The 21,701-nt window shown below is 41.6% G+C and carries 21 protein-coding genes; 15 read left to right on the forward strand and 6 right to left on the reverse strand.

Annotated elements, in window-relative coordinates; genetic code table 11:
• Positions 1-7: 7 nt before the first annotated feature.
• The 3 genes from B5Y40_RS18195 to B5Y40_RS18205 form a co-directional block, all read right to left on the reverse strand.
• Positions 8-625, reverse strand: a complete 618-nt coding sequence (locus B5Y40_RS18195) for a DUF488 domain-containing protein (protein ID WP_079688206.1) — start codon at positions 623-625, stop codon at positions 8-10.
• 60 nt (positions 626-685) lie between these two features.
• Complete coding sequence (locus tag B5Y40_RS18200; protein ID WP_079688208.1) at positions 686-1,207, reverse strand: hypothetical protein; 522 nt, start codon at positions 1,205-1,207, stop codon at positions 686-688.
• Between the two features lie 156 nt (positions 1,208-1,363).
• Positions 1,364-1,690, reverse strand: coding sequence for a HesB/IscA family protein (locus tag B5Y40_RS18205; protein ID WP_079688209.1), 327 nt, complete (start codon positions 1,688-1,690; stop codon positions 1,364-1,366).
• Between the two features lie 280 nt (positions 1,691-1,970).
• Here B5Y40_RS18205 and B5Y40_RS18210 point away from each other — a divergent pair, with 280 nt between their 5' ends.
• The 8 genes from B5Y40_RS18210 to B5Y40_RS18245 all read left to right on the forward strand — a co-directional run bounded on the left by B5Y40_RS18210 (position 1,971) and on the right by B5Y40_RS18245 (position 6,983).
• Positions 1,971-2,492 carry a DUF7935 family protein gene (locus tag B5Y40_RS18210; protein ID WP_079688211.1) on the forward strand — a complete coding sequence of 174 codons (522 nt, stop codon included), beginning with the start codon at positions 1,971-1,973 and terminating at the stop codon, positions 2,490-2,492.
• Between the two features lie 40 nt (positions 2,493-2,532).
• Positions 2,533-2,934 carry a YkvA family protein gene (locus B5Y40_RS18215; RefSeq protein WP_079688212.1) on the forward strand — a complete coding sequence of 134 codons (402 nt, stop codon included), beginning with the start codon at positions 2,533-2,535 and terminating at the stop codon, positions 2,932-2,934.
• Positions 2,904-3,572, forward strand: a complete 669-nt coding sequence (locus B5Y40_RS18220) for an oxidoreductase (protein ID WP_079688213.1) — start codon at positions 2,904-2,906, stop codon at positions 3,570-3,572. The genes B5Y40_RS18215 and B5Y40_RS18220 overlap by 31 nt, the downstream gene beginning before the upstream one ends.
• A gap of 100 nt (positions 3,573-3,672) precedes the next feature.
• Complete coding sequence (gene dtd, locus B5Y40_RS18225) at positions 3,673-4,125, forward strand: D-aminoacyl-tRNA deacylase (protein ID WP_079688214.1); 453 nt, start codon at positions 3,673-3,675, stop codon at positions 4,123-4,125.
• On the forward strand, positions 4,122-4,637 hold the full coding sequence (locus B5Y40_RS18230; protein WP_079688216.1) for an O-acetyl-ADP-ribose deacetylase: 516 nt from the start codon (positions 4,122-4,124) through the stop codon (positions 4,635-4,637). Before dtd ends, B5Y40_RS18230 begins: the two co-directional genes overlap by 4 nt.
• Before the next feature lies 1 nt (position 4,638).
• Positions 4,639-5,316, forward strand: a complete 678-nt coding sequence (locus B5Y40_RS18235; protein WP_079688217.1) for a M15 family metallopeptidase — start codon at positions 4,639-4,641, stop codon at positions 5,314-5,316.
• 78 nt (positions 5,317-5,394) lie between these two features.
• A complete protein-coding gene (locus B5Y40_RS18240; protein ID WP_079688219.1) occupies positions 5,395-5,721 on the forward strand; it encodes a nucleotide pyrophosphohydrolase in 327 nt (108 codons plus the stop codon).
• A 146-nt stretch (positions 5,722-5,867) separates the two neighbouring features.
• Complete coding sequence (locus tag B5Y40_RS18245; protein WP_079688221.1) at positions 5,868-6,983, forward strand: acyltransferase family protein; 1,116 nt, start codon at positions 5,868-5,870, stop codon at positions 6,981-6,983.
• A 182-nt stretch (positions 6,984-7,165) separates the two neighbouring features.
• Here the strand turns inward: B5Y40_RS18245 and B5Y40_RS18250 are convergent, their stop codons facing one another.
• The 3 genes from B5Y40_RS18250 to B5Y40_RS18260 all read right to left on the reverse strand — a co-directional run bounded on the left by B5Y40_RS18250 (position 7,166) and on the right by B5Y40_RS18260 (position 9,614).
• Positions 7,166-7,867, reverse strand: coding sequence for a 2-phosphosulfolactate phosphatase (locus B5Y40_RS18250; RefSeq protein ID WP_079688222.1), 702 nt, complete (start codon positions 7,865-7,867; stop codon positions 7,166-7,168).
• Between the two features lie 99 nt (positions 7,868-7,966).
• Positions 7,967-9,049 (reverse strand): glycine cleavage system aminomethyltransferase GcvT, encoded by a 1,083-nt coding sequence (gene gcvT / locus B5Y40_RS18255; protein WP_079688223.1) that lies wholly within the window; start codon positions 9,047-9,049, stop codon positions 7,967-7,969.
• Positions 9,050-9,152: 103 nt separating this feature from the next.
• A complete protein-coding gene (locus B5Y40_RS18260; protein ID WP_079688224.1) occupies positions 9,153-9,614 on the reverse strand; it encodes a hypothetical protein in 462 nt (153 codons plus the stop codon).
• Between the two features lie 411 nt (positions 9,615-10,025).
• Between B5Y40_RS18260 and B5Y40_RS18265 the strand changes: the two genes are divergently transcribed.
• The 7 genes from B5Y40_RS18265 to B5Y40_RS18295 all read left to right on the forward strand — a co-directional run bounded on the left by B5Y40_RS18265 (position 10,026) and on the right by B5Y40_RS18295 (position 21,681).
• Complete coding sequence (locus tag B5Y40_RS18265; RefSeq protein ID WP_079688225.1) at positions 10,026-10,868, forward strand: prephenate dehydratase; 843 nt, start codon at positions 10,026-10,028, stop codon at positions 10,866-10,868.
• Positions 10,869-11,053: 185 nt separating this feature from the next.
• Positions 11,054-12,250 (forward strand): pyridoxal phosphate-dependent aminotransferase, encoded by a 1,197-nt coding sequence (locus B5Y40_RS18270; RefSeq protein WP_079688227.1) that lies wholly within the window; start codon positions 11,054-11,056, stop codon positions 12,248-12,250.
• 5 nt (positions 12,251-12,255) lie between these two features.
• Complete coding sequence (locus tag B5Y40_RS18275; RefSeq protein ID WP_079688229.1) at positions 12,256-13,155, forward strand: prephenate dehydrogenase; 900 nt, start codon at positions 12,256-12,258, stop codon at positions 13,153-13,155.
• Positions 13,156-13,202: 47 nt separating this feature from the next.
• On the forward strand, positions 13,203-14,306 hold the full coding sequence (locus B5Y40_RS18280; protein WP_079688230.1) for a chorismate mutase: 1,104 nt from the start codon (positions 13,203-13,205) through the stop codon (positions 14,304-14,306).
• A 160-nt stretch (positions 14,307-14,466) separates the two neighbouring features.
• On the forward strand, positions 14,467-17,697 hold the full coding sequence (locus tag B5Y40_RS18285) for a tetratricopeptide repeat protein (RefSeq protein ID WP_079688232.1): 3,231 nt from the start codon (positions 14,467-14,469) through the stop codon (positions 17,695-17,697).
• A 92-nt stretch (positions 17,698-17,789) separates the two neighbouring features.
• Entirely contained in the window at positions 17,790-19,718 is a 1,929-nt protein-coding gene (locus tag B5Y40_RS18290; protein WP_159453731.1) for a transglutaminase-like domain-containing protein, read from the forward strand.
• 4 nt (positions 19,719-19,722) lie between these two features.
• A complete protein-coding gene (locus tag B5Y40_RS18295) occupies positions 19,723-21,681 on the forward strand; it encodes a DUF3857 domain-containing protein (protein ID WP_079688234.1) in 1,959 nt (652 codons plus the stop codon).
• Positions 21,682-21,701 lie beyond the last annotated feature (20 nt).

Genomic DNA, 21,701 nt, shown 5'->3' on the forward strand with positions numbered 1-21,701 from the left:
ATTAACATCAAATCTGTCCCGGAGCATACGCTATATCTTTGTTCAGCAGCCGGTATGCTGCTTTGAGTCGTGCTTCGCGATTGACAACGCTAGTAAATATATCTTGTTGCGGGAGTTTCTTTTCATATTTTTTCAAAAGTTCTTCCTCAAGCGCTGCGTTGGTCTTTAGTGTTTTATCTTTCAGAATGTGATTGATATCAAATCCTTGTTCTGTTAAAGCTGTAGATATCATGCCAAACCTATGACAGTCGAGCGGATCGCTTTCCGCGCACATTAATGCTATAGTATATCCCTTTGCAACACCTTGCTTCAAGCGGTCAACGCCATTTTTGAAATGCGTGGCGTTTCTTACCTTCTCAAAATCAAGTTGTCCGGCTTCATCCAGTAATTCGGGAGAGGTTTGTCGTGCACCGAACTCTTTATCGAAATGGAGATACTGAATGCTGTTCTCTTTCAGGAAGGAAGCGAGCGCTTTTTTGTTATACTGCGGATTATACCGACTGGCCGCCATGCTCCTGACATCCACCAGGCAATCTATTGAGTATAATTGAAGAAGCTCCAGGAAGTAGGCGCTTGTATGCGTGGAATGTCCTATAGTGTAAAGTATACTTTGTGAATTGCTCATGAACGAATGCCGGTTATCAAATGAATGAAAGCATTACGATGAACAGAATACGTGCGTTGATCAATTTAATTTTTCAACACTGTCGTATATTTCTGACTTCGGATCGAACCATACTCTGATCAATCTCTTTTTGGATTTCTTTCCTGGAGAAAAACGTCTTAATTGAACATTGAGCGGCAAGTAGAATAGATTTTTTGCAAATCGATCTGGTACTTTTGTGTCGATCATGATTTCCACAGGAGTACTCTTGGTGGTGTCAGGAAGAAAAATAACATTATAAAGTTGATGGTTCTCAAAACTTAACGTGTAGGCTATCCTATTTTCCTGTCTCCTCTTTATTTTAGGTTTAACTATTTTGATAGTATCGATGCCGGAAGTAATCTTCAACACGATTATTTTGAAATCCCCGGTATATTCTTTTTCAAGGACAACTTCCCCTGTTAATTTTAATTGCCCCTTGGTTTCCCGGATCTGTGCTTGGGAAATGTAGCATGTGAAAAGAAGTAATAGTATAGAGAGGAGGCATGTTGCTATAGGCAATCTATTGGCAGTATACGTATTGAATTTTTTCTCTCTGACCATATCCGAATATCATTTCAATAAGTCAAATTAGAAAAAAGAAGTTATTGAAGAAAAATAAACTTCACGAAGAATTTTATTTAGAGTTTCTTCGATGACCCGGAACTTGGGGGCTGAGAGTATAAATAGACGGCTGTTGAGACGATGAGGTGTTAAATATCACGATTCACTGTTGGGAACAGATGCCTTGGGATCAACAAACATAAATCCGCGCGTATCCTCGCCTTCATAAAAATCAACCTCTTTACCAATAATATACATGGTATGCTTTTTATCAACGAACACCGGAATGTTTGCGATCGTGTACGCGAGATCGGTTTCTTTTTGTTTGTCGAAGCCGATGATCAGGGAAACGCCCCCGCAGCCACCACCTTTTATGCCGATGCGCAATCCATAGCCGGCAGGGATATTCTTGGTCTGCATAATCTTCAAGATTTCTTCGGCCGCGCGCGTTGAAATAGTTACAGGTTGAATATTGTCAAACATGGAATAGCTGTTCTAAAGCAAACTAAACACCTCTTAACTTTTTAGGGTTCATAGAAGTATGAAACAATCGCGAAATAACGACTTTGTTGGAAGATAGGAAAATAGAGCTGAGTCAGAAAGTCCGAAAGGGTGAAGACAAAAGATTGAAGTAAACACAATGATTGTAAAGTTCTTCATCCATCTTTTCAGGTTTTCCCAATCCCCGGATTTTTAATCTCTCCTATTTTCAAGCATTTTTAAGATATTTGATTTTTAAACCAACACTTCGCATCAACATCGTATGAACGCCTTTATAGAATTCAGTAAAATTTTAATTCCTGCTTCCGTTGTTTTGTATGCCGCTTACCTGCTGGTGCGCACTTTTGTTCAAAAGGAAATAGAGATAAAAAAACTTGAGGTGCGCGGCAGAAGCATTGAGACCGTTCTTCCAAGTCGTTTGCAGGCCTATGAGCGAATGACGCTTTTTCTGGAACGCATTTCTCCGCAAAATTTACTCGTACGACTGAATGCATCGGGTATGGCCGCACGTGAATTCCATCAACTCTTGTTGAGCGAAATCAGGAATGAATATAATCACAACGCTTCGCAGCAAGTATATATGAGCGAAGAGGTATGGAGCCTTATTAAAAATGCAAAGGAAGACCTGATCGTAACCATCAACGATGCATCCAGTGAAATGCCGGTTGAAGCAACAAGTCTTGATTTGTCTAAGAAAATTTTTGAGAAATCAGTAACAAAAACAGTCGATCCTATAGCACACGCACTCACAGAGCTCAAAAAAGAAATTCAACGAACTTTCTAGGCATACTTTTTTGTTTGTCTGGGAGTAAAAACTTTGCCCAATGGCTAAAAATGTATTCTTTGACATTGCAATAAAAAAGGCATCGGGAGTCCTGGGTAAGAAAGGACGCCTCGTAATGCTCCTATCCAAACTTGCCATGAAACTCCGTACCGTAAACTGGAAGGATATAAAGACGGGTGAAGTAAAAGAAAACTTCTTTACACTGGGGCGTCTCTTGAAAGCGTATGCGTTAGGACACTATCGTGAAATTCCCTGGAAACCATTATTGCTGCTAACAGCGGCTGTTATATACTTTGTAAATCCCATTGATTTTTTACCCGATTGGATTCCAGGCATAGGTCTAACCGATGATATAGGTATACTCATGTCTGTCTTCACATCTTTTAGCAGCGAGATCAATAAATTTATAGCATGGGAGAAATCCCGGATCTTCACCTCATGAAGACAGCGCTTATTGCCGGGAGCACCGGTTTAATTGGTAGTCAGTTGCTCCAACGTTTATTGGAAAGCGATCGCTATACTCAGGTGATTGCCCTTACACGGCAAGATCTTCCCCACCAACATCCCAAACTCACACAACTAAAAATAGATTTTTCAAAACTTGGCGAAAGTCTCGATGACTTTAAAGCCGATGATGTGTTCTGTTGTTTAGGAACCACCATGGCAAAAGCAGGTACAAAAGAGAATTTTTACCAGGTGGATTTTTACTTCCCTTTTCTATTGGCGAAAGCAAGCAAGCAACGTGGTGCTAAACAATATATGCTTGTATCTGCGTTGGGTGCAGACAAGGAATCATCTATATACTATAACCAGGTAAAGGGCGAAATTGAAGAAGCGATCTCGCGCGAAAATTTTCAGGCTGTACATATCTTCAGGCCATCTCTTTTGTTGGGGCCACGATCGGAGCAACGCTCCGGTGAAGATGCAGCAAAAATAATTTATAAGATCTTCGGATTTCTGATCCCTAAGAAATACAAAGCTATAGATTCAGCAAAAGTAGCGGCAGCCATGCTGCACTTTGCTTCGCAGGAACACCCCGGAATTCATATACATGAATCCAAAGACCTTCAGCAATTCTGATGGTATAATTTTCTTATCTTAGGCAGTCAATTTTCAGTCTATATCTTTTGAGAGATATAGGTGCATGACTTTATTTTCGTCAATTAAAAAAATATAAAGAATGCTGGCAGTCATTCAACGTGTTACTTCTTCTTCGGTTACGATCAACAACCAGGTGAAGGCTTCCATTGATAAGGGCCTATTGATACTAGTAGGCATTGAAGATGCCGATACACAAGATGATATAGACTGGCTTTCCTCCAAGATCGTTAACCTGCGCATCTTTAATGATGCTGAAGGTGTAATGAATGTAAGTGTCAAAGAAGACGGTGGTGATATTATTATCGTGAGTCAGTTTACCTTGCACGCCAGTACAAAGAAAGGAAATCGTCCTTCGTATCTAAAAGCATCCAAACCTGATATAGCTATACCTATTTATGAGAAATTTATAAAAGCAGTAGAGCTCGCGTTGGGAAAGCAGGTACAGACCGGAACATTCGGAGCCGATATGAAAGTAAGTTTACTGAATGACGGACCGGTCACCATTGTTATCGATACAAAAAATAAAGTATGAACCGCATCGCTATACTTCAGGGAGATATAACAAAGCAGGATGTCGATGCAATTGTGAATGCTGCCAATAGTAGTTTGTTGGGAGGCGGCGGTGTCGATGGAGCCATTCATCGGGCTGGTGGTTCGCAGATACTTGAAGAGTGTGGGCAGATTCGAAATAAACAAGGCGGATGTAAAACGGGTGAAGCTGTTATCACGAGTGGTGGTCGGCTAAAGGCAAAGTATGTTATCCATACCGTTGGCCCGGTATGGAATGGTGGTAACAAAGATGAAGAGCAGCTGCTTGCCAATGCCTACTGGAATTCGTTACAGTTGGCAGTTGCCAACAATATTGATACCATTGCTTTCCCTAATATCAGCACGGGTATTTATGGCTTCCCGAAAGGGCGTGCCGCTGAAATTGCAATTGATACCGTTCATCGTTTTCTGCAACAGAATGAGTCAATTAAAGAAGTTATCTTTTGTTGCTTTGATGAAGAGAACACCACACTATATAAAAAGCTTTTAAAATAATATGAAGAAGCACTGGATTATAATCATGTTACTGACGGCATCAATAGCTACGAATGCTCAGTATAAATATGGGTTGAAGGTGACCAATCTTCAGGAGTATAAAGCGAGTATAAAACAGAATCCAAAGAAAGAGTTGATCGACCTGGAGAAATTTATTTCTGGTATAGTACTCGATATCCGCTATGCAACAACGAATAATTTTACAGGTGAAAAGATCTATAACATGTCGAAAGCTTATGCGCGTAAACCCGTTGCAGAGGCTGTAAAAAGAGCACAAGCTGAACTACAGAAGCAAGGGCTTGGTATAAAGATCTTCGATGCTTACAGGCCCTATAAAGCAACGGTAAGATTTTATGAAGTCTATAAAGACACCACGTATGTTGCTTCACCCTATAGAGGTTCGCGGCACAATCGCGGCTGTGCTATTGATATGACAATAATAAATCTGAAAACAGGTGAAGAACTAAAGATGCCTACCGGATACGACTCTTTCCAAAAAGAGGCGTGGCCTTCAACGCCTGTTAAAGATCCGGAGGCACGTAAGAACCGTGCACTTATTATAAGCGTCATGGAGAAGCAAGGGTTTAAGGTAAACGGTTCTGAGTGGTGGCACTTCGATTTTATTGGCTGGCGAAATTATGAAGTACTGGATATAGACTTTGAGGAATTGGCAAAGTAGAACGTTGCGCAGTATAGTGGGTGTAAAGTGCGATAGAATTTGTTTTCTATCTTGTGTTAAAATTATTCAGACTGCATCATGACTATCGAAGAAGCCCAGCAACAGGTTGACCAGTGGATCAATACTACCGGAGTGCGTTATTTTAATGAGCTTACTAACATGGCTATTCTTACAGAAGAGGTAGGCGAAGTGGCGCGCATTATGGCGAGACGCTACGGTGAGCAATCCGAGAAGGAATCTGATAAGAATAAAGATCTTGGTGATGAACTGGCAGATGTACTCTGGGTTGTTATATGTTTAGCGAATCAGACAGGCGTCAACCTTACAGAAGCCTTCCATAAAAATCTTGAAAAGAAAACACTCCGCGATAAAGACCGCCATCAACAAAATGAAAAGCTGAAGTAAGGGTAAAGGGCTTGTTAATGGTATAGATGGCCGGATCTCTCCCATGCTATATCTCTTGGCAAGTATCTTTATAAAATGTGTTCGTGTGTACTTGCAGCTCTCGAAAAATAAATTGAGTTTAGCATAGGCCTAATCCTTACTTCGCTATGGCAGAAAATCAACGTTTCCTTGCACTCGATGTTTTCAGGGGCATGACTGTGTGCTTCATGATCATCGTAAATTCTCCAGGCGACTGGACTATTTCTTATGCTCCGCTATTGCATGCGCGATGGCACGGATTTACACCAACAGATTTAGTGTTCCCTTCATTTTTATTTGCCGTTGGCAATGCCATGGCATTTGTAATGTATAAGTATGAATCCCTGGGCGACAATATTTTCTGGCGAAAGACGCTAAAGCGATTCCTGATTATTTTTCTCTTAGGATATTTACTTTACTGGTTCCCGTTTTATGATTTCGAAGCAGGCGCATTTAAACCTATAAGCGGTACACGGATTTTAGGAGTATTGCAGCGAATAGCTTTGTGTTACCTCATCGCCTCCGTAGTACTTCATTACGGCTCAAAAAAGGTAGCCGCTATATTTAGCATCTTTATATTGTTAGGATACTGGTTGTTGCTGTATATATATGGTGATCCGAATGATCCGTATAGTCTTGCAGGGTACGGTGGCAACTCGTTAGACTTTTTTGTGCTCGGTGAAAAGCATTTATACCATGGCGAAGGGATAGCCTTTGATCCCGAAGGTATATTAAGCACGCTGCCAGCGATCGTGAATGTAATCTTTGGTTACCTCGCAGGAGATTTCATTCGCAAGCGTGGCAACTCCTATGAGACTATCGCTAAATTACTCATGACCGGTGCTGTGCTCATTTTAATAGCACTTACGTGGAATATGGTGTTCCCAATCAACAAGAAAATCTGGACAAGTTCTTTTGTGTTGCTAACCGTAGGGCTCGACCTTCTGATCTTACCAATACTGATGTTTGTTATCGAGATAGAAAAGAAACAGAAGTGGACTTATTTCTTTGTCGTATTTGGTAGGAACCCTTTGTTCATTTACCTGCTCTCTGAGTTATTGCTGATTACCCTATATATGATTCCTGCCGGAGATGCCAGTTTGCAACGCTGGTTCTATAAAGATTTCTTTGGAAGCTTTGCCAATCCTGTGAACGCTTCATTCCTGTTTGCATTCTTCTTTATGCTAACATGCTGGGCTGTTGGATATATCTTGGATAAAAAGAAGATATATATCAGGGTTTGATTAATTGCCCAGGACTTAGCAATTTTACAGTTACGTCAGGGAGTAAAATATATACTGTTGATCAGCGAGCGTTCAATATCACTGATCAACAGTATTCACAAATGTTACTGGATTTTTGGGTTGGAGAGTGTCCCACAAACATTCATTTGCGAACGCATCTGGGGCTTTTTAATAGATAAGTATTATACCGCCAGCACGCCATCCTTTAGCACTGGCACCACGGTATATTGATCAGCCGTAAGGCAAAACTGAATGTCTTTGTATATATTTAGTTTGGCTAAGCGCCTTACGTGGCTGGAGTCTTTGAGGAAATCAACCATGTCGTGTTTCGCTTGATTATATAAATGTTGCGCAGCAACAGGTGCATCACAATCCGGTTGGGTATGTTCTTTGAGTAGTTCAACGAGCGCTCCTGCAAACAAAGTGTCTTCAAGGTTTACACGGCCTTTCCATCCTGCACAAACCACCAATACATTGTTCGCATCCGTTAAAAGATAATCTGCAACAGCAGAGAGATTCAGAAACGATCCTATAATAATTTCCTGAGCACCGATTGATTTAGCGATTGCCTGCGTGCCATTCGTAGTAGTGAAGGCGATCTTCTGTCCTTTTAGTTTTTCATCCATATATTCAAATGGAGAATTGCCAAGGTCGAAGCCTTCCACTTTTTTGCCATCACGTTCGCCTGCTGTGAAGTATCCTTTGTCTTTAAGTGCAAGGCAATCTTCCATTTTTGCGAAAGGTGTGATGCTTGCTATACCATGCGCAAAAGCGGTAGTCATGCAAGATGTTGCACGGAGTATATCCACAACGACAACGGTACGGTCGTGAACAGTATATAAATGCATCAACTCTGGACTGAGGCATACATCGATCGTCTTCATAAAACTTTGTATTGTAATGGAGGGGAAACCGGTGAAAGAACACACAGTATACCTGCAGTATGCGAGAATGCAAGGCAGATATACTGTGTTCTAATGAAACTATATCAAAGGCATTTTACTTACTTCTGCTTTTAAAGCGCGGCCACGGATATCGATAAATATTTCGGAGCCAGGGGTTGCAAGTGAAGGAGTCACGTATCCCAAGCCAATACCAATGCCCAGTACAGGCGACATCGTTCCTGATGTTACTTTCCCGATAACATTTCCGGCAGCATCTTTAATGCTATAGTCATGGCGCGGTATACCTTTATCGATCATCTTGAAGCCTACTAATTTTTTGCTAACGCCTTCTTCCTTTTGCTTCTTGATAGCAGCGGAGTTTGTAAACTCTTTTGTGAATTTTGTGATCCAGCCAAGGCCACCTTCAAGTGGAGACGTTGTGTCATCAATATCATTACCATACAGGCAGAATCCCATTTCAAGGCGCAGTGTATCACGCGCACCTAAACCAATCGGTTTGATACCTTCTTCTTTGCCAGCTTCAAAAATATCGTTCCATACTTTTTCAGCGTGTTGCTTATTTACATATATCTCGAAGCCGCCTGCACCGGTATATCCCGTGTTGGAGATCACCACATCTTTTACTCCTGCAAATTCACCAATTGCAAAATGATAATATTTTATAGTGCTAAGATCGACAGCTGTTAGCTTCTGAAGTACACCGGCAGCTTTAGGACCTTGCACAGCAAACAAACAGATGTCATCGGAAATGTTTTTCATCTCCGCACCTTTCGTATTGAATTTGCTGATCCAATTCCAGTCTTTCTCAATGTTGCTGGCGTTTACAACAATCAGGTAATCGTTGTCCTTTATTTTATATACGATAAGATCATCAACAATACCACCGGTTTCATTTGGCAAGCAAGAATACTGTGCCTGGCCATCTGTTAATTTGGATGCATCGTTGGTTGTAACGCGTTGAATTAGATCAAGCGCTTGCGGACCCTTCACCGTAAATTCACCCATGTGCGATACATCGAACACGCCTACGCCCTTGCGTACCGTCATGTGCTCTTCTATATCGGATGAATAACGAACCGGCATATTATATCCGGCAAAGGGAACCATCTTGCCTCCCAGTTTTGCATGAAGGTCGTTAAGGGGAATGTACTTTAAATCCATAATGCTCGTTTAGGTGCGCGAATGTAGCGCTATCTATAATTCGTTACAAACCGTTATTTGTTAATCATTATCAGTTTATCCAATAACAAAATAACAGCAACAGCTAAAGTGATTTTGCCTGCTCGATTGCGGAGAGCATATCTTCCTTTACCTTTTTTATTCTCTCCATTTCATTCTTCAGATACTCCTGCGTTTTCTCTTCACCTTCGAGCTTCACACTATCAAGTTTAGTGTTGAACTCGCGCATCCACACACGCATCGCATCATCAGCAGCATCAAGTTTTACAATTGCACCTTCAATCTCTTTTTTCTTGCCGGCCTCTGTTCCGGGTGTATCAAGTTTCTTTTGCAGGCTTTCTTTCAGAGTATAGATGTCGCCCATCTTTGGCATCACTTCATCATGTATCTTCATCACTTCAGTATATAAAGCATCGTCAGGAGAAGCATTCGCTGAATCATGAGCATGGTGATCATGATCGTGTCCTTCATGATCATGAGACTTCTGTCCACAGGCGCCAAGCAACAACACCAATGATATTGCCGACAATTTTAATATAGCTTTCATAATTTGGATTGATATAGTAGTCTTCAAAAGTAGTGGTAATCATTCTATAATAATCGTGATCACCTTCACGATTTATCTTTTTGATAGCCTTGGCTCCGTTATCGAGGCGCTATAATCGATGACGAACTAGCAACGCCTGCAACGCTAACTAGCTGACTAACAATCATTAGTTCTATTAAATTTTCAAAAAAGATTCAACTGATGTTTGGAACTCCCCACAAAATGATTTTATCTTTGGATCACAACGCGAAAGCAATGAAAGCTAATAATTCCTTCTTTTACTTTTACTACTACTTTTTTGGACCCCAGACGGGACTCTAAGAGCGGTATGTTGTTAAGAAAGGAATAACAGATAAACTCAGAAAAGTCCCGGCAAAACCGGGACTTTTTGCTTATAGGGACTTTTAGAAAATGGCGAAGAAGAAAAAATTAAAGATTGCAATTCAGGGTATCGCTACCAGCTTTCACGAAGTGGCGGCTCTTACATATTTCAATGAACCCATTGAAACTGTAGAGTGCCTTTCATTTCATCAACTATGTGAAAGCCTTAAGAATGGAACCAGCGATTACGCTGTAATGGCGATCGAGAATTCTATAGCAGGAAGCATATTGCCTAACTACTTCCTGTTACAGGATTATCACTTCAATATCATCGGTGAGCTATACCTTCCGATTCACATGAATCTGCTGGTGTTACCAGGGACTAAACTATCGGATATAAAAACGATTGAGTCGCACCCGATGGCTATACGCCAGTGCACAGAATTTTTGCATGCTTTAAATGGTGTTGAAATCCGCGAAAGCGATGACACAGCACTTTCTGCCAAGCGTGTAAAAGAACTGAAGTTGAAAAATACAGCGGCTATAGCAAATGAGTTTGCAGCCAAGAAATACGGACTGCAGATCCTGGAGAAACGCATCGAAACGCATAAGAAAAACTTTACGCGTTTCCTGGTACTGGCAAAACGCAGTAACGGAAAAATAGAAAGCAACAAAGCATCGTTGTGTTTTGAGGTGGCAAATGAAGTGGGGAGCCTTGCAGATGCATTGACAACGTTTAAGAATAACAGCATCAACTTAACCAAGATCCAATCTATACCGATCATCGGGCGGCCAAGCGAATATTCTATTCATATAGATGTTGAATGGAAAAGACGCAAGAGCTACGACACCGCCATGCATGAGATTATGAGACAGGTAAAGAATCTGAATGTGTTGGGAGAGTATAAGAAAGCGAAGGTAGAGTATAAATAAGTAGGGAAAGTCGGGAAGTCCGGAAGACGGAAAAGTCTGAAAGATTGGTTAAGGGAACAGTGCTAAGTATAGGTATATAGATAGTTGAAATATAGGGACAGAAAAGGGTAAGGACACGAAACAAAAACTTTCCGACTTCCGGACTCCCGACTTTCTGACTTAGATTCATTAAATGCAGAAGAGAAATGATAAAGACAGCGAATAGAATTGCCAACGTAGAAGAGTATTACTTCAGCAGAAAACTTGCTGAGGTGAGAGGGCTGGATACACCGGAATTACGCGTGATCAATCTCGGGATTGGTAGTCCTGATCAGGCGCCATCCTCCAATGCTATAGATGCATTGATCGCTTCCGCGAAAAATCCCGCGAACCATGGCTACCAGAATTACAAAGGTATACCGGCTTTCAGAAAGGCGATTGCTGATTTTTACCAGACTACATATCAAACTACTATAGATCCTGAAACAATGATCCTTCCCCTGATGGGATCGAAGGAAGGGATCATGCATATAGCCATGGCGTTTGTGAACGAAGGTGAAGAAGTGTTGATACCAAACCCGGGTTATCCAACATACTCTTCCGTTGCAAACCTGGTAGGAGCAAAGCTGAGACCGTACGATTTGAAGGAAGACCTTAACTGGGGCATCGATATAGCAGCATTAAAGAAAAGCGATTTATCAAAAGTAAAGATCATGTGGGTAAATTTCCCGCACATGCCTACAGGTCGCGTTGCTTCAAGAGCCGAGTTGAAAGAACTGGTTGATCTTGCACGCGAACATCAGTTCCTTATTGTGAATGATAATCCCTATAGTCTGGTGTTGAATGATAACCCGATGAGCATTCTCTCCATAGAAGGCGCAGAAGATGTAGCGCTGGAGTTGAACTCATTGAGTAAATCGCATAACATGGCGGGCTGGCGATTGGGTTGGGTAGCTGGTAAGAAAGAACTTATCGAAGCGGTGCTGAAAGTAAAAAGTAATATGGACTCCGGAATGTTTTTGGGCTTGCAACACGCGGCCACCGAGGCATTGAAGAACGGAAAAGAATGGTTCACTTCCCTCAATAAAGTATATGCCGAGCGCAAAGCTGTAGCACAACAGTTGTTGGATATACTGGGATGTACGTATTCAAATGATCAATCCGGATTATTTGTATGGGCAAAAGCACCGGCACACATTACAGATGTTGAAAAGTGGATCGATGAAATACTATACGGAACAAAAGTATTTATAACGCCAGGTTTCATTTTCGGTGAAGCAGGAAGAAGATATATACGTATTTCACTCTGCTGTACAGTAGAATCTCTGAACCAGGCATTGACCAGAGTTGATGCTTTTTTGAAGAAATCGGCCGTGAGTGATCTGTCTACAGCAAAAGCATAGTATACATGAAAGTTACAGTAATAGGTCTCGGATTAATAGGCGGCTCTATCGCCATCGACTTGCGCAAAGCAGGTCTTGCAACGGAGCTTGTGGGGGTTGATTTAAACGCTGAGCACGCACGCAAAGCTGTAGAACTTGGATTGGTAGATAAGATTCAGACAGAAGACAAAGCTTTACATCAGGCAGATATAGTGATACTGGCTATACCGGTTAACGCGATGTGTCAGTTGTTACCTGCTGTGTTGGATGCTGTGAAGTCCACGGCAGTGGTGATTGATGCTGGTTCTACGAAGAGTTTGATTTGCCGCGCGGTGGCGAACCATCCGAAACGCGAACAGCTGGTTGCAGCACACCCTATCGCGGGAACGGAAAACTCCGGACCTGAAGCTGCCTTCAGCGGACTGTTTAAAAACAAGACGAACATCATTTGCGAGAAGGAGAAATCGTCCGATCATTCGCTGGAAGTAAGCATGCGTGTATTCAATGCGTTGGGACTGCATACCATTTTCATGGAGGCAGAAGAACATGATAAGCATGTAGCGTATGTATCACATCTTTCGCACGTGAGCTCTTTCTTATTAGGACAAACCGTATTGGACATAGAGAAGGATGAAAAAAATATATTCGCGTTAGCAGGCAGCGGTTTTGCTTCTACAGTTCGTCTTGCGAAAAGCTCTCCTGAAATGTGGGCCCCTATATTTGAGCAAAACCTCGAGTATCTGAGCCAGGCGTTGCTGGAATATATCATGCACTTGCAACGCTTCCATTACCACCTGATGAAGCGCGATACAAAGGAACTGAACCGCATTATGTCAAGCGCCAACGAAATACGAAGAGTACTCGATGGTATCGAACTGAAAACAAAAAGTCAGAGCGAAGAACAATCTGTTGAAAAACAAAAATAAGTATATATATAGTCAATTTATAAAAGTCTAACACTGCTCCAAATATTATGAAACACGCTTTAAAACTCGAATCAATCTCTTCCTGGCTGCCAACTGCCAGCAAGCCCGTTATCATCAGCGGTCCTTGTAGTGCCGAAACAGAAGAGCAAACAGTAGCTACTGCAAAACAATTAGCAGCTACCGGTAAAGTACACGCATTGCGCGCGGGTATATGGAAACCGCGTACACGTCCCGGACAATACGAAGGTTCTGGTGAAGAAGGATTGAAATGGCTTGCATTGGCCAAGAAAGAGACAGGCTTACCGATTACAACGGAGGTGGCCAACGCAGCACACGTAGAAGCTGCATTGAAAGCAGGTGTAGATATACTTTGGATTGGTGCCCGCACAACGGTGAACCCGTTCTCTGTTCAGGAAGTTGCTGATTCATTGAAAGGTGTAGATATACCGGTAATGGTGAAGAACCCGATCAATCCTGATCTTGAACTTTGGATCGGAGCACTCGAGCGTTTGAACAAAGCCGGCATCACGAAGATGGCCGCTATACATCGTGGATTCTCTTCATTTGAAAAAGGTCCGTTCCGTAATGCTCCGATGTGGGATATGGGAATTGAGCTAAAGACCCGCATTCCTGAATTGGACATCATCTGCGACCCAAGCCACATTGCTGGTAACCGCGAACTTATTGCATTAATCTCTCAAAAAGCACTTGACCTTGATATGGCTGGTTTGATGATTGAAAGTCATATCAACCCGGATGCAGCGTGGAGTGATGCCAAGCAACAGGTAACACCTGCTGTATTGGGTAAAATTGTAGAAGGACTTGTTGTTCGTACATCTTCTTCAGACAATAAAACCTTTAAAGACACACTTAGCATTTTGCGTGAACAGATCGACCAGTTGGATGACGAGATCATGTCCAAACTTGCTTCACGTATGAAAATCTCTGAAAAGATCGGTCAGTATAAAAGAGATAATAACGTAACGATCCTGCAGGTAAATCGCTGGGAAGAGATCATGCAGACCCGCATTACTCTAGGCAAAGCCATGGGCCTGACAGAAGAATTTACGAACGAATTGTTGAAACTTATTCACAATGAATCTATCCAGATTCAAACCAAAGTGATGAATAAAGTAGAGGAACGCGTTTAAGGTAAATACGGATATACATGTATAGGAAGCGGGCAACGAATAGTTACCCGCTTTTTTTTATGATAATTTTTTTCTTTTCAATAAAATATTACACCCCGCCCTGTCTTAGCATCTCTTTTTATTATTTTGAACATTAAATCTACCGCTAGAATTTACCTCTATGATCCGCTACCTGTTGCTGGCAATGAGCATAGTGCTCACGACTGCCGCTGCTGCTCAAAAAATTCCGTTGATACATTCTGGAGAAGTAATCACGCAAGCCACAGCGCTATATGATTCCGGGAAATATGAAGACGCTATAGCGAAATTTCTGACTGTCCCAAAGCGTGATACAAACTATGTATACATGCTTTCGGAACTTGCCATGGCGTACAATGCGAACAAGCAATTCGATAAAGCAATAGCAACGTGTGAAGAAGCGCTTGCTGTTCCATCTATATATAAGGCACATTTGCTCCGCTCACAAGCGGTGGCACTTGATAAAAGAGGCGATTTCGAGAAATCCGTAGCCTTGTTCAAAAAAGCTATAGCACTATATCCGTTTGATCATTCGCTACAGTATAACCTGGGCATCACGTACTATAATCATAAAGATTACGAGAAGGCCATTGATTGCTTTTTTAACGTGTTAGCGATTAATCCATTCCATCCCGGTAGTCATTTGAATTTAGGGAAGATTGCTGTAGGCCAGGGAAGAAAGACGCATGCTATACTTTCGTTCGGAATGTACCTCGGTATAAACAATGACGACAACTCGGTGCTGGTATATGCCGACAAAGTATTATCGAACCAGGTAGAAGATGAAGGAACGTTACCCGTTATAGGTTCAAATGGATGTGAAAAACTCGATCAGATCCTTCGTGCAAAGCTTGCACTCGATAAAAACTTCAAATCAAAAATAGATGTTGACGCAGCGGTTGTAAAACAGTACGAAATGTTCTTTGAACAACTCAGCATCATTAATACTTCTGGTGATGACCGCTGGGTAAATTACTATTTGCCAATCTATAAAACGATCAAGGAGAATAATATCGTTGAGCCCTATATGTTTCATATACTCGCCTCTGCTAACAATGATGTAGTACGGAAATGGCGCAAGAAGAATGAGAAGTCGCTAAGCACGTTCTACGCAGCTGTAAACGAACAGCTGCGCAACAAACGCGCTATAGCAGATGGATCGCAGGTTGGCTTTGATAAACCTATACCGGCTTGGTTTGATGATAACTATAAGCTTGATGCATTGGGAGTAGAGCAAGGTGAAAAACGAATTGGACGATGGATATACTTTCACAACAACCTGGAGCGGTCGGCAGAAGGGACTTATGACGATAAAGGTGAAAAGATAGGGGTATGGAAATACTATCTGAATACAAGCGAGTTAAAAACGGTCGAAAATTATGCTACCGGTGAAGTCACAGCATTTTATCCAGACGGTTCCAAGCGACAGCATTTCTTTTTAAAGAATGATGTTATTGAAGGTGAGGTAGAGTTATATCACCCTTGTGGTGGCTTGCGTGAAAAACTGATCTATAAAGCCGGTAAGCGAAATGGTAAAGGTGAATCGTTCTACCCGAACGGGAAAACCGATATGGTATATGAATATACAGACGACAAAGCTACCGGTGTATTTATAGGATATTATTCAAATGGACAGATCTATAACAAGAGTCCTTATAAAAATGATTTACTGGATGGCACATACGAGGAGTACTATGCCAATGGAAAGCTAAAAACAAAAGGTACCTATATAAATAATAAATCAGATGGCGTCTGGAATTATTACTATATCAACGGACGCCTTGAAAAATCGGGAACATTTAAGGCTGGCAATGCGGTTGGTGAGTGGACGTTTTACGATACACACGGAAATATATCTGAGAAGCGAAATCTGAATGCGGAAGGAGTATACCGCGGGGACAATACATTTTATAGCGATGGCAAAATAGCTTCCATCCAAACCTATAAAAATGATCTGCTTGTGAAATTGGTATACCTCAATAAGGATGGAAAAGAGCTCACTAAAGCAGAAAGTGGAAGCGGTACATTCACGGCAAAAACATTTTATCCTACCGGACATTTAAATGGCGAAGGCAGCTATAAAAAAGGAAAAGCCGAAGGTGTCTGGAGATACTATCAGCCGGAAGGGAGAAAACTGAGCGAGTATACCTATGTGAATGGGCTTATCCAGGGCGAAGGAACTGAGTACCATAGAAACGGCCAAAAGAAATTCAGCTTCCAGTATAAAGACGGTAACTACCATGGATACTATCAGGAATTTTATCCAAATGGGAAAGTAAAAGAAGAGGGCTGGATGCAAGACGGCCAGCGTCAGCAACAGTGGCTTAGCTATTATGCAGATGGTGTGTTGGAGTCAGACGCATACTATTTGAATGACGAGTTGACGGGAGAATATTATGAATATAATAATGATGGAAACCTTGGCGCGGTAACTGTATTTGAGGGTGGTCGTGTGGAGGATATGAAAGTCTATGACCTGAAGGGCAACCTGAAAACAAAGCAGCGTGCTGACGGGAACAAAAAAATCGTTGAGACATTTCACACTACGAAAAAATTACAGTCACAATTCGTTTTACTATGTGGTAACTATATAGACAATCAGACGAAGTGGTTCCCGGATGGAAATATTCTCCTCACCTATAACATGATGTCGGGTAAACGACATGGTACATATCAATACAAATACATGAATGACCAGCTGGAAATTGATGGACAGTATGTCAACGGTTCGCCTGAAGGTCAGTGGAAAGGATACTATAGTAACGGACAGCTGGACTATATGGGAAAATATGTACAGGGTAATCATGATAGTACCTGGACCTTCTATTACATGCATGGAAAGATTTCATCTACCATTTCTTTCCTGAAAGATGAACGTCATGGTATAGCACGCTTTAATTCTCCGGAAGGGATTCCGGTTCTTGAGAAATTATACCATGAAGGTGACCTGGTTGCTTTCCGCGCAGCAAATACAAAAAGTGAATTTGGTGAGTGGGTGCCGTTCACAGGAAACGAAGTGATCAAAGCTATACATCCGAATGGAACAACGGCCATTGAAGAACCGTATAAGAATGGCACGATGAATGGTGCAAAACGAATCTATTTCAGTAATGGTAAACTTTATAGCGAGTATAATTACAAGGATGGTGACTATGAAGGTGCTTTCAAGGTATTTTACCCCAGTGGACAGTTACGCGAGAAAGGTGAATATAAAGATGACGGGCTGGACGGTATCAATGAAGAATACTACGAAGACGGCAAGCTGCTGAAGCAGGAAACGTACACAAGGGGTGCTCGCAACGGAAGGGCTGTAGTAAATAAAAAAGATGGTAAATCTAAAGTGATGAATTTCTGGTGGGGCATTCCTGAGTAAATAAAGCATTTGAGCCGTGAAGCTATAAATGTACTCAGGCATGACTTGATGCTAATAGCTGACCGTTCATGCATGCGACTTATAAAATATATATGAAAAAAATCCTCTTTTGTTTGATTCTGTTGCCCGGAAGTTTTTTGGTCAGCAAAGCACAGTCAAGTGATGTGTGGCAGCAGTTCAAGGATAAATTTCCAGACGAACCTGCTGTTTTTGTGGAGCGTTCGGAAGTGCTGAATATTATACCGACTGGTGATTCACTTCGCGCCTATCTTGATGTTACTGAAGATGTACTTCACCTGAAGGAACAAACCGATATGTTTTCAGGGAAGCGGGTATACGGTTCACACTTTAATCAGGTGGCAAACATTAAAGCCAAAACACTGGTGTGGGACAAGAATCGGTATAAAGAAATGAACGTATCCAATTTTAAAAAGAATAGCGATCGGAGTGCTGGTATATTTTATGATGACTCCTATTACTATTCATTCGACTTTCCTTCGGTAGCATCACGGAACAGAACGCAACTGGAGTATCGTGAAAACTTAAAAGATGTACGCTTTATTCCCGGGTATGTATTTACAAGCTATCTGCCGCATGGCAAATCCAGCTATACGATAAAGACAACAAAAGATGTTGAGCTGATGTATCAGGTTCTGCACGATGATAAAAAACAAATTGAATTCAAGAAGACCGAGAAGGGAAATATAGTAACATACGAATGGACAGGCCAGTTTTTGCCCGCATTAAAAACAGAAGAGAGCAGTCCTTCCATTCGGTACTTTGTTCCGCACGTAGTGTGTTATGTTAAGTCCTATAAAACAAAAAAAGGACAGGTAAATGTACTGTCCAATCTCAACGACCTATATCATTGGTACTATACTTTCGTGGAGAAACTGAATACGGAGAATTCTCCGGAGCTTGTAGCGGCAGTCGAGAAGATCAAGACAGAAAGTAAATCTGAGTTGGAGACCGTGAAGAAAGTTTATTATTGGGTGCAGGATAATATTCAATATATAGCTTTTGAACAAGGCATGCGCGGGCTAATTCCGCACAACGGCTCGTATGTGTGTGAGAAGCGTTATGGTGATTGCAAGGACATGGCAAACCTGATTGTAAACATGCTACAGATTGCAGGTATAAAGGCATATCATACATGGATTGGAACACGCGATCTCCCGTATCGTTATTCGGAAGTACCCACGCCACTGGTCGATAATCACATGATTGCAACCTATATATCTAAGGACGGCCAATATTATTTTCTGGACGGTACCAGCGATCATACTGCTTTTGGATATCCTTCCTCTATGATACAAGGTAAAGAAGCGTTGATTGGTTTAGATGCTAACCGGTACGAAGTAAAGGAAGTGCCCGTAATTGCAAAAGAAAAGAATGTGATGACCGACTCCATGCAGGTGAAGCTGGAAGGCAATCAATTGAGCGGTACAGGCAGCAGTACATTGAGCGGATATCCGAAAGTGTTTGGTGGATATGAGCTCGATCGTTCCGAACAAGACGATGTAAAGCGGTATGTTACCAAGTTAGTAGGGAAAGGCAGTAACAAGTTCTTTCTGGATAAATATACCCTCACCTCTTTAGAAGATCGTGATCGGGCAACACGTATTGACTATAGCTTTCGCCTCGCGGATTATTTTCAGAAGCTTGGCGATGAACTCTATATAAACCTTAATCTTAACAAAGATTACTATAACGACTTTATCAATATAGCTTCGCGCAAGTCTCCGCGGGAATCCGAGTATAAATATGTGAAGTACGAAGTAATCGAGATGACTATTCCCGAAGGATATATAGTGGAGTATTTGCCACCTAATGTAAAGAACGATGGAGCCGTTCTCGGATGTGACATTACCTATGAGCAAGTTCGTGGTAAGATCATTGTCTCTAAGAAGTTCTATCTGGACTATATCCTGTTGGCGCCAGATCAGTTTGCTCGTTGGAATGAATCCATCAAACAGATTAGCGAAAGCTATAAAGAATCTATAATACTTAAGAAGAAATAAAAATATGAATAAGAAGTTTTGGGCTATCGCTGGGTTTGTACTCTTAGCAGTCACGACCTTGGCCGCTGAAATAAAACCGTATGAATGGGAGAAGAACCGCAGCCGGTATACGCTTTCAGCAAGTGAAAAAGATTTAACCGAAATTATCCTCAAGCAGCACTCGCAGTACGAGTATGTATTGGAAGATAACCAGTTCCTGATGTATGCCACCACGCATCGCATCATCTTTGTCAATAATACGGAAGCTATTCAAAAGCACAATCGAATTGTTATTTCGATGAATAGCACGATAGACCTGATTGATCTGAAAGCACGCGCTATCAATAAAGACGGGAAAGCGAGCTACTTCGACAAGAGCAACCTGAAAGAATTAAAAGAGGAAGAGAGCGGCAACGCCTACCGGATCTTTGCTATTGAAGGTATAGAGCTTGGTAGTGAAATCGAATATTACTTTACTAGAAAAATGCGCGCCAACCTTTTTGACAGGGTATATATGCAGTTCGATGCTCCGGTGAAGGCGAGTTCTTTTCTGCTCACATGTCCGAGCCACCTTAAATTTGACTTCAAGGCATACCAGGGATTCCCGGAGGTAAAGCAAGAACAAAATGACAACAAAGAGTTGAATCAATATATAGCAGTGATGAAAGATGTGCCTGCTATGAAGAAGGAAGCCTTCTCGTATTTTGATGCTAACCGTAAACGGATTGAATTCAAACTGGCGTATAATACTGCGCGTTCACAATCACGTTTATATACTTGGGATGAAGCTGCCAAAACGTTTTATTCTCTTTTGTTCACAACCTCCAAAGACGATGATAAGGCGTTGGAGAAATTTTTTAAAACGCTGGGTGATGATGCGTCCAAGGCAACGGAGTTGCGCATCAAAAATATAGAGCAGAAAGTGAAGACAACGGTAAATGTAAACCGCGAACGGAGTGAAGAGTCGTTGTCGCAGGTATCGTCTGTTATCAAAAATAAAATTGCATCGCGTGATGGCATGGCGAAGTTGTTCATTAAAACTTTTGAAAAGGCAGGTATTAAATGTTATCCGGTAATAACCTGTAGTCGCGAGCAACTTAAGTTCGATGGAAGTTTTGATTCATGGTCGTACCTGGATGATTATATACTATATTTTCCTGACACCAAGGGATTTCTGGCGCCGTATGTTTTTGAGACGCGTTATCCGTTGATCCCTGCAGAATTTACTGCGACTCGTGGATTATTTATAGAGCCCTTTGCTGTAGGTGAAATGAAATCCGCGCTCGCATCTGTGGAAGATATACCGGCCGCAGATTATCAGTTAAGCAGCGACAACCTGGATATGGACGTTTCCTTTGCCAATGATCTTTCCTCTACGACTATCAAGCAGAAAAGAGAATTCGGAGGTTATAACGCAATGTTTTTTGCACCGTATTACGACATCATGACGGAAGAGCAACGCACACGCATGATCGAGGAACTAACCAAGCAGACCGCTCCCGATGCATCTATTGTTAAATGGAGTGGTAAATCTTTCCCCGAAAAACAAGCTGGTAATTTCCTGATTGATGTTGATTTCAATTCATCACACTTTTTGGAAAAGGCAGGACCGCGAATTTTATTCAAAGCTGGTGAGCTAATCGGACCGCAGGTAGAAATGTACCGCGATGATCAACGTGTAACGGAAGTGGAGAACGAGTTCAACAGGGGTTACGACCGTAAGATAAAAATACACATCCCATCAGGGTATACTGTAAAAAATCCACAGGATTTAAAGATGGATATAACTTACAAGGACAAGGATAAGACTCCTTTCCTCTTTCAGTCGGATTATACTTTGAGTGATAATGTACTTGAGATCACCATTAAGGAATATTATAAAGAGATTTTTGCACCCCTGGCGCGTTATGAGGATTTCAGAAAAGTGATCAACGCTTCTGCCGACTTTAACAAAGTGACGTTGGTGTTGGAGAAAAATAAATAGGACACTACAATGCAATATAT

The sequence above is a fragment of the Ohtaekwangia koreensis genome, assembly GCF_900167975.1.
GTDB classification, from domain to species: Bacteria; Bacteroidota; Bacteroidia; order Cytophagales; family Cyclobacteriaceae; genus Ohtaekwangia; species Ohtaekwangia koreensis.

Excerpts from the sequence above, each read along its gene's own strand:
- B5Y40_RS18195 (WP_079688206.1), bottom strand. The coding sequence starts at position 625 with ATGAGCAATTCACAAAGTATACTTTACACTATAGGACATTCCACGCAT.
- B5Y40_RS18200 (WP_079688208.1), bottom strand. The coding sequence starts at position 1,207 with ATGGTCAGAGAGAAAAAATTCAATACGTATACTGCCAATAGATTGCCT.
- B5Y40_RS18205 (WP_079688209.1), bottom strand. The coding sequence starts at position 1,690 with ATGTTTGACAATATTCAACCTGTAACTATTTCAACGCGCGCGGCCGAA.
- B5Y40_RS18210 (WP_079688211.1), top strand. The coding sequence starts at position 1,971 with ATGAACGCCTTTATAGAATTCAGTAAAATTTTAATTCCTGCTTCCGTT.
- B5Y40_RS18215 (WP_079688212.1), top strand. The coding sequence starts at position 2,533 with ATGGCTAAAAATGTATTCTTTGACATTGCAATAAAAAAGGCATCGGGA.
- B5Y40_RS18220 (WP_079688213.1), top strand. The coding sequence starts at position 2,904 with ATGGGAGAAATCCCGGATCTTCACCTCATGAAGACAGCGCTTATTGCC.
- dtd (WP_079688214.1), top strand. The coding sequence starts at position 3,673 with ATGCTGGCAGTCATTCAACGTGTTACTTCTTCTTCGGTTACGATCAAC.
- B5Y40_RS18230 (WP_079688216.1), top strand. The coding sequence starts at position 4,122 with ATGAACCGCATCGCTATACTTCAGGGAGATATAACAAAGCAGGATGTC.
- B5Y40_RS18235 (WP_079688217.1), top strand. The coding sequence starts at position 4,639 with ATGAAGAAGCACTGGATTATAATCATGTTACTGACGGCATCAATAGCT.
- B5Y40_RS18240 (WP_079688219.1), top strand. The coding sequence starts at position 5,395 with ATGACTATCGAAGAAGCCCAGCAACAGGTTGACCAGTGGATCAATACT.
- B5Y40_RS18245 (WP_079688221.1), top strand. The coding sequence starts at position 5,868 with ATGGCAGAAAATCAACGTTTCCTTGCACTCGATGTTTTCAGGGGCATG.
- B5Y40_RS18250 (WP_079688222.1), bottom strand. The coding sequence starts at position 7,867 with ATGAAGACGATCGATGTATGCCTCAGTCCAGAGTTGATGCATTTATAT.
- gcvT (WP_079688223.1), bottom strand. The coding sequence starts at position 9,049 with ATGGATTTAAAGTACATTCCCCTTAACGACCTTCATGCAAAACTGGGA.
- B5Y40_RS18260 (WP_079688224.1), bottom strand. The coding sequence starts at position 9,614 with ATGAAAGCTATATTAAAATTGTCGGCAATATCATTGGTGTTGTTGCTT.
- B5Y40_RS18265 (WP_079688225.1), top strand. The coding sequence starts at position 10,026 with ATGGCGAAGAAGAAAAAATTAAAGATTGCAATTCAGGGTATCGCTACC.
- B5Y40_RS18270 (WP_079688227.1), top strand. The coding sequence starts at position 11,054 with ATGATAAAGACAGCGAATAGAATTGCCAACGTAGAAGAGTATTACTTC.
- B5Y40_RS18275 (WP_079688229.1), top strand. The coding sequence starts at position 12,256 with ATGAAAGTTACAGTAATAGGTCTCGGATTAATAGGCGGCTCTATCGCC.
- B5Y40_RS18280 (WP_079688230.1), top strand. The coding sequence starts at position 13,203 with ATGAAACACGCTTTAAAACTCGAATCAATCTCTTCCTGGCTGCCAACT.
- B5Y40_RS18285 (WP_079688232.1), top strand. The coding sequence starts at position 14,467 with ATGATCCGCTACCTGTTGCTGGCAATGAGCATAGTGCTCACGACTGCC.
- B5Y40_RS18290 (WP_159453731.1), top strand. The coding sequence starts at position 17,790 with ATGAAAAAAATCCTCTTTTGTTTGATTCTGTTGCCCGGAAGTTTTTTG.
- B5Y40_RS18295 (WP_079688234.1), top strand. The coding sequence starts at position 19,723 with ATGAATAAGAAGTTTTGGGCTATCGCTGGGTTTGTACTCTTAGCAGTC.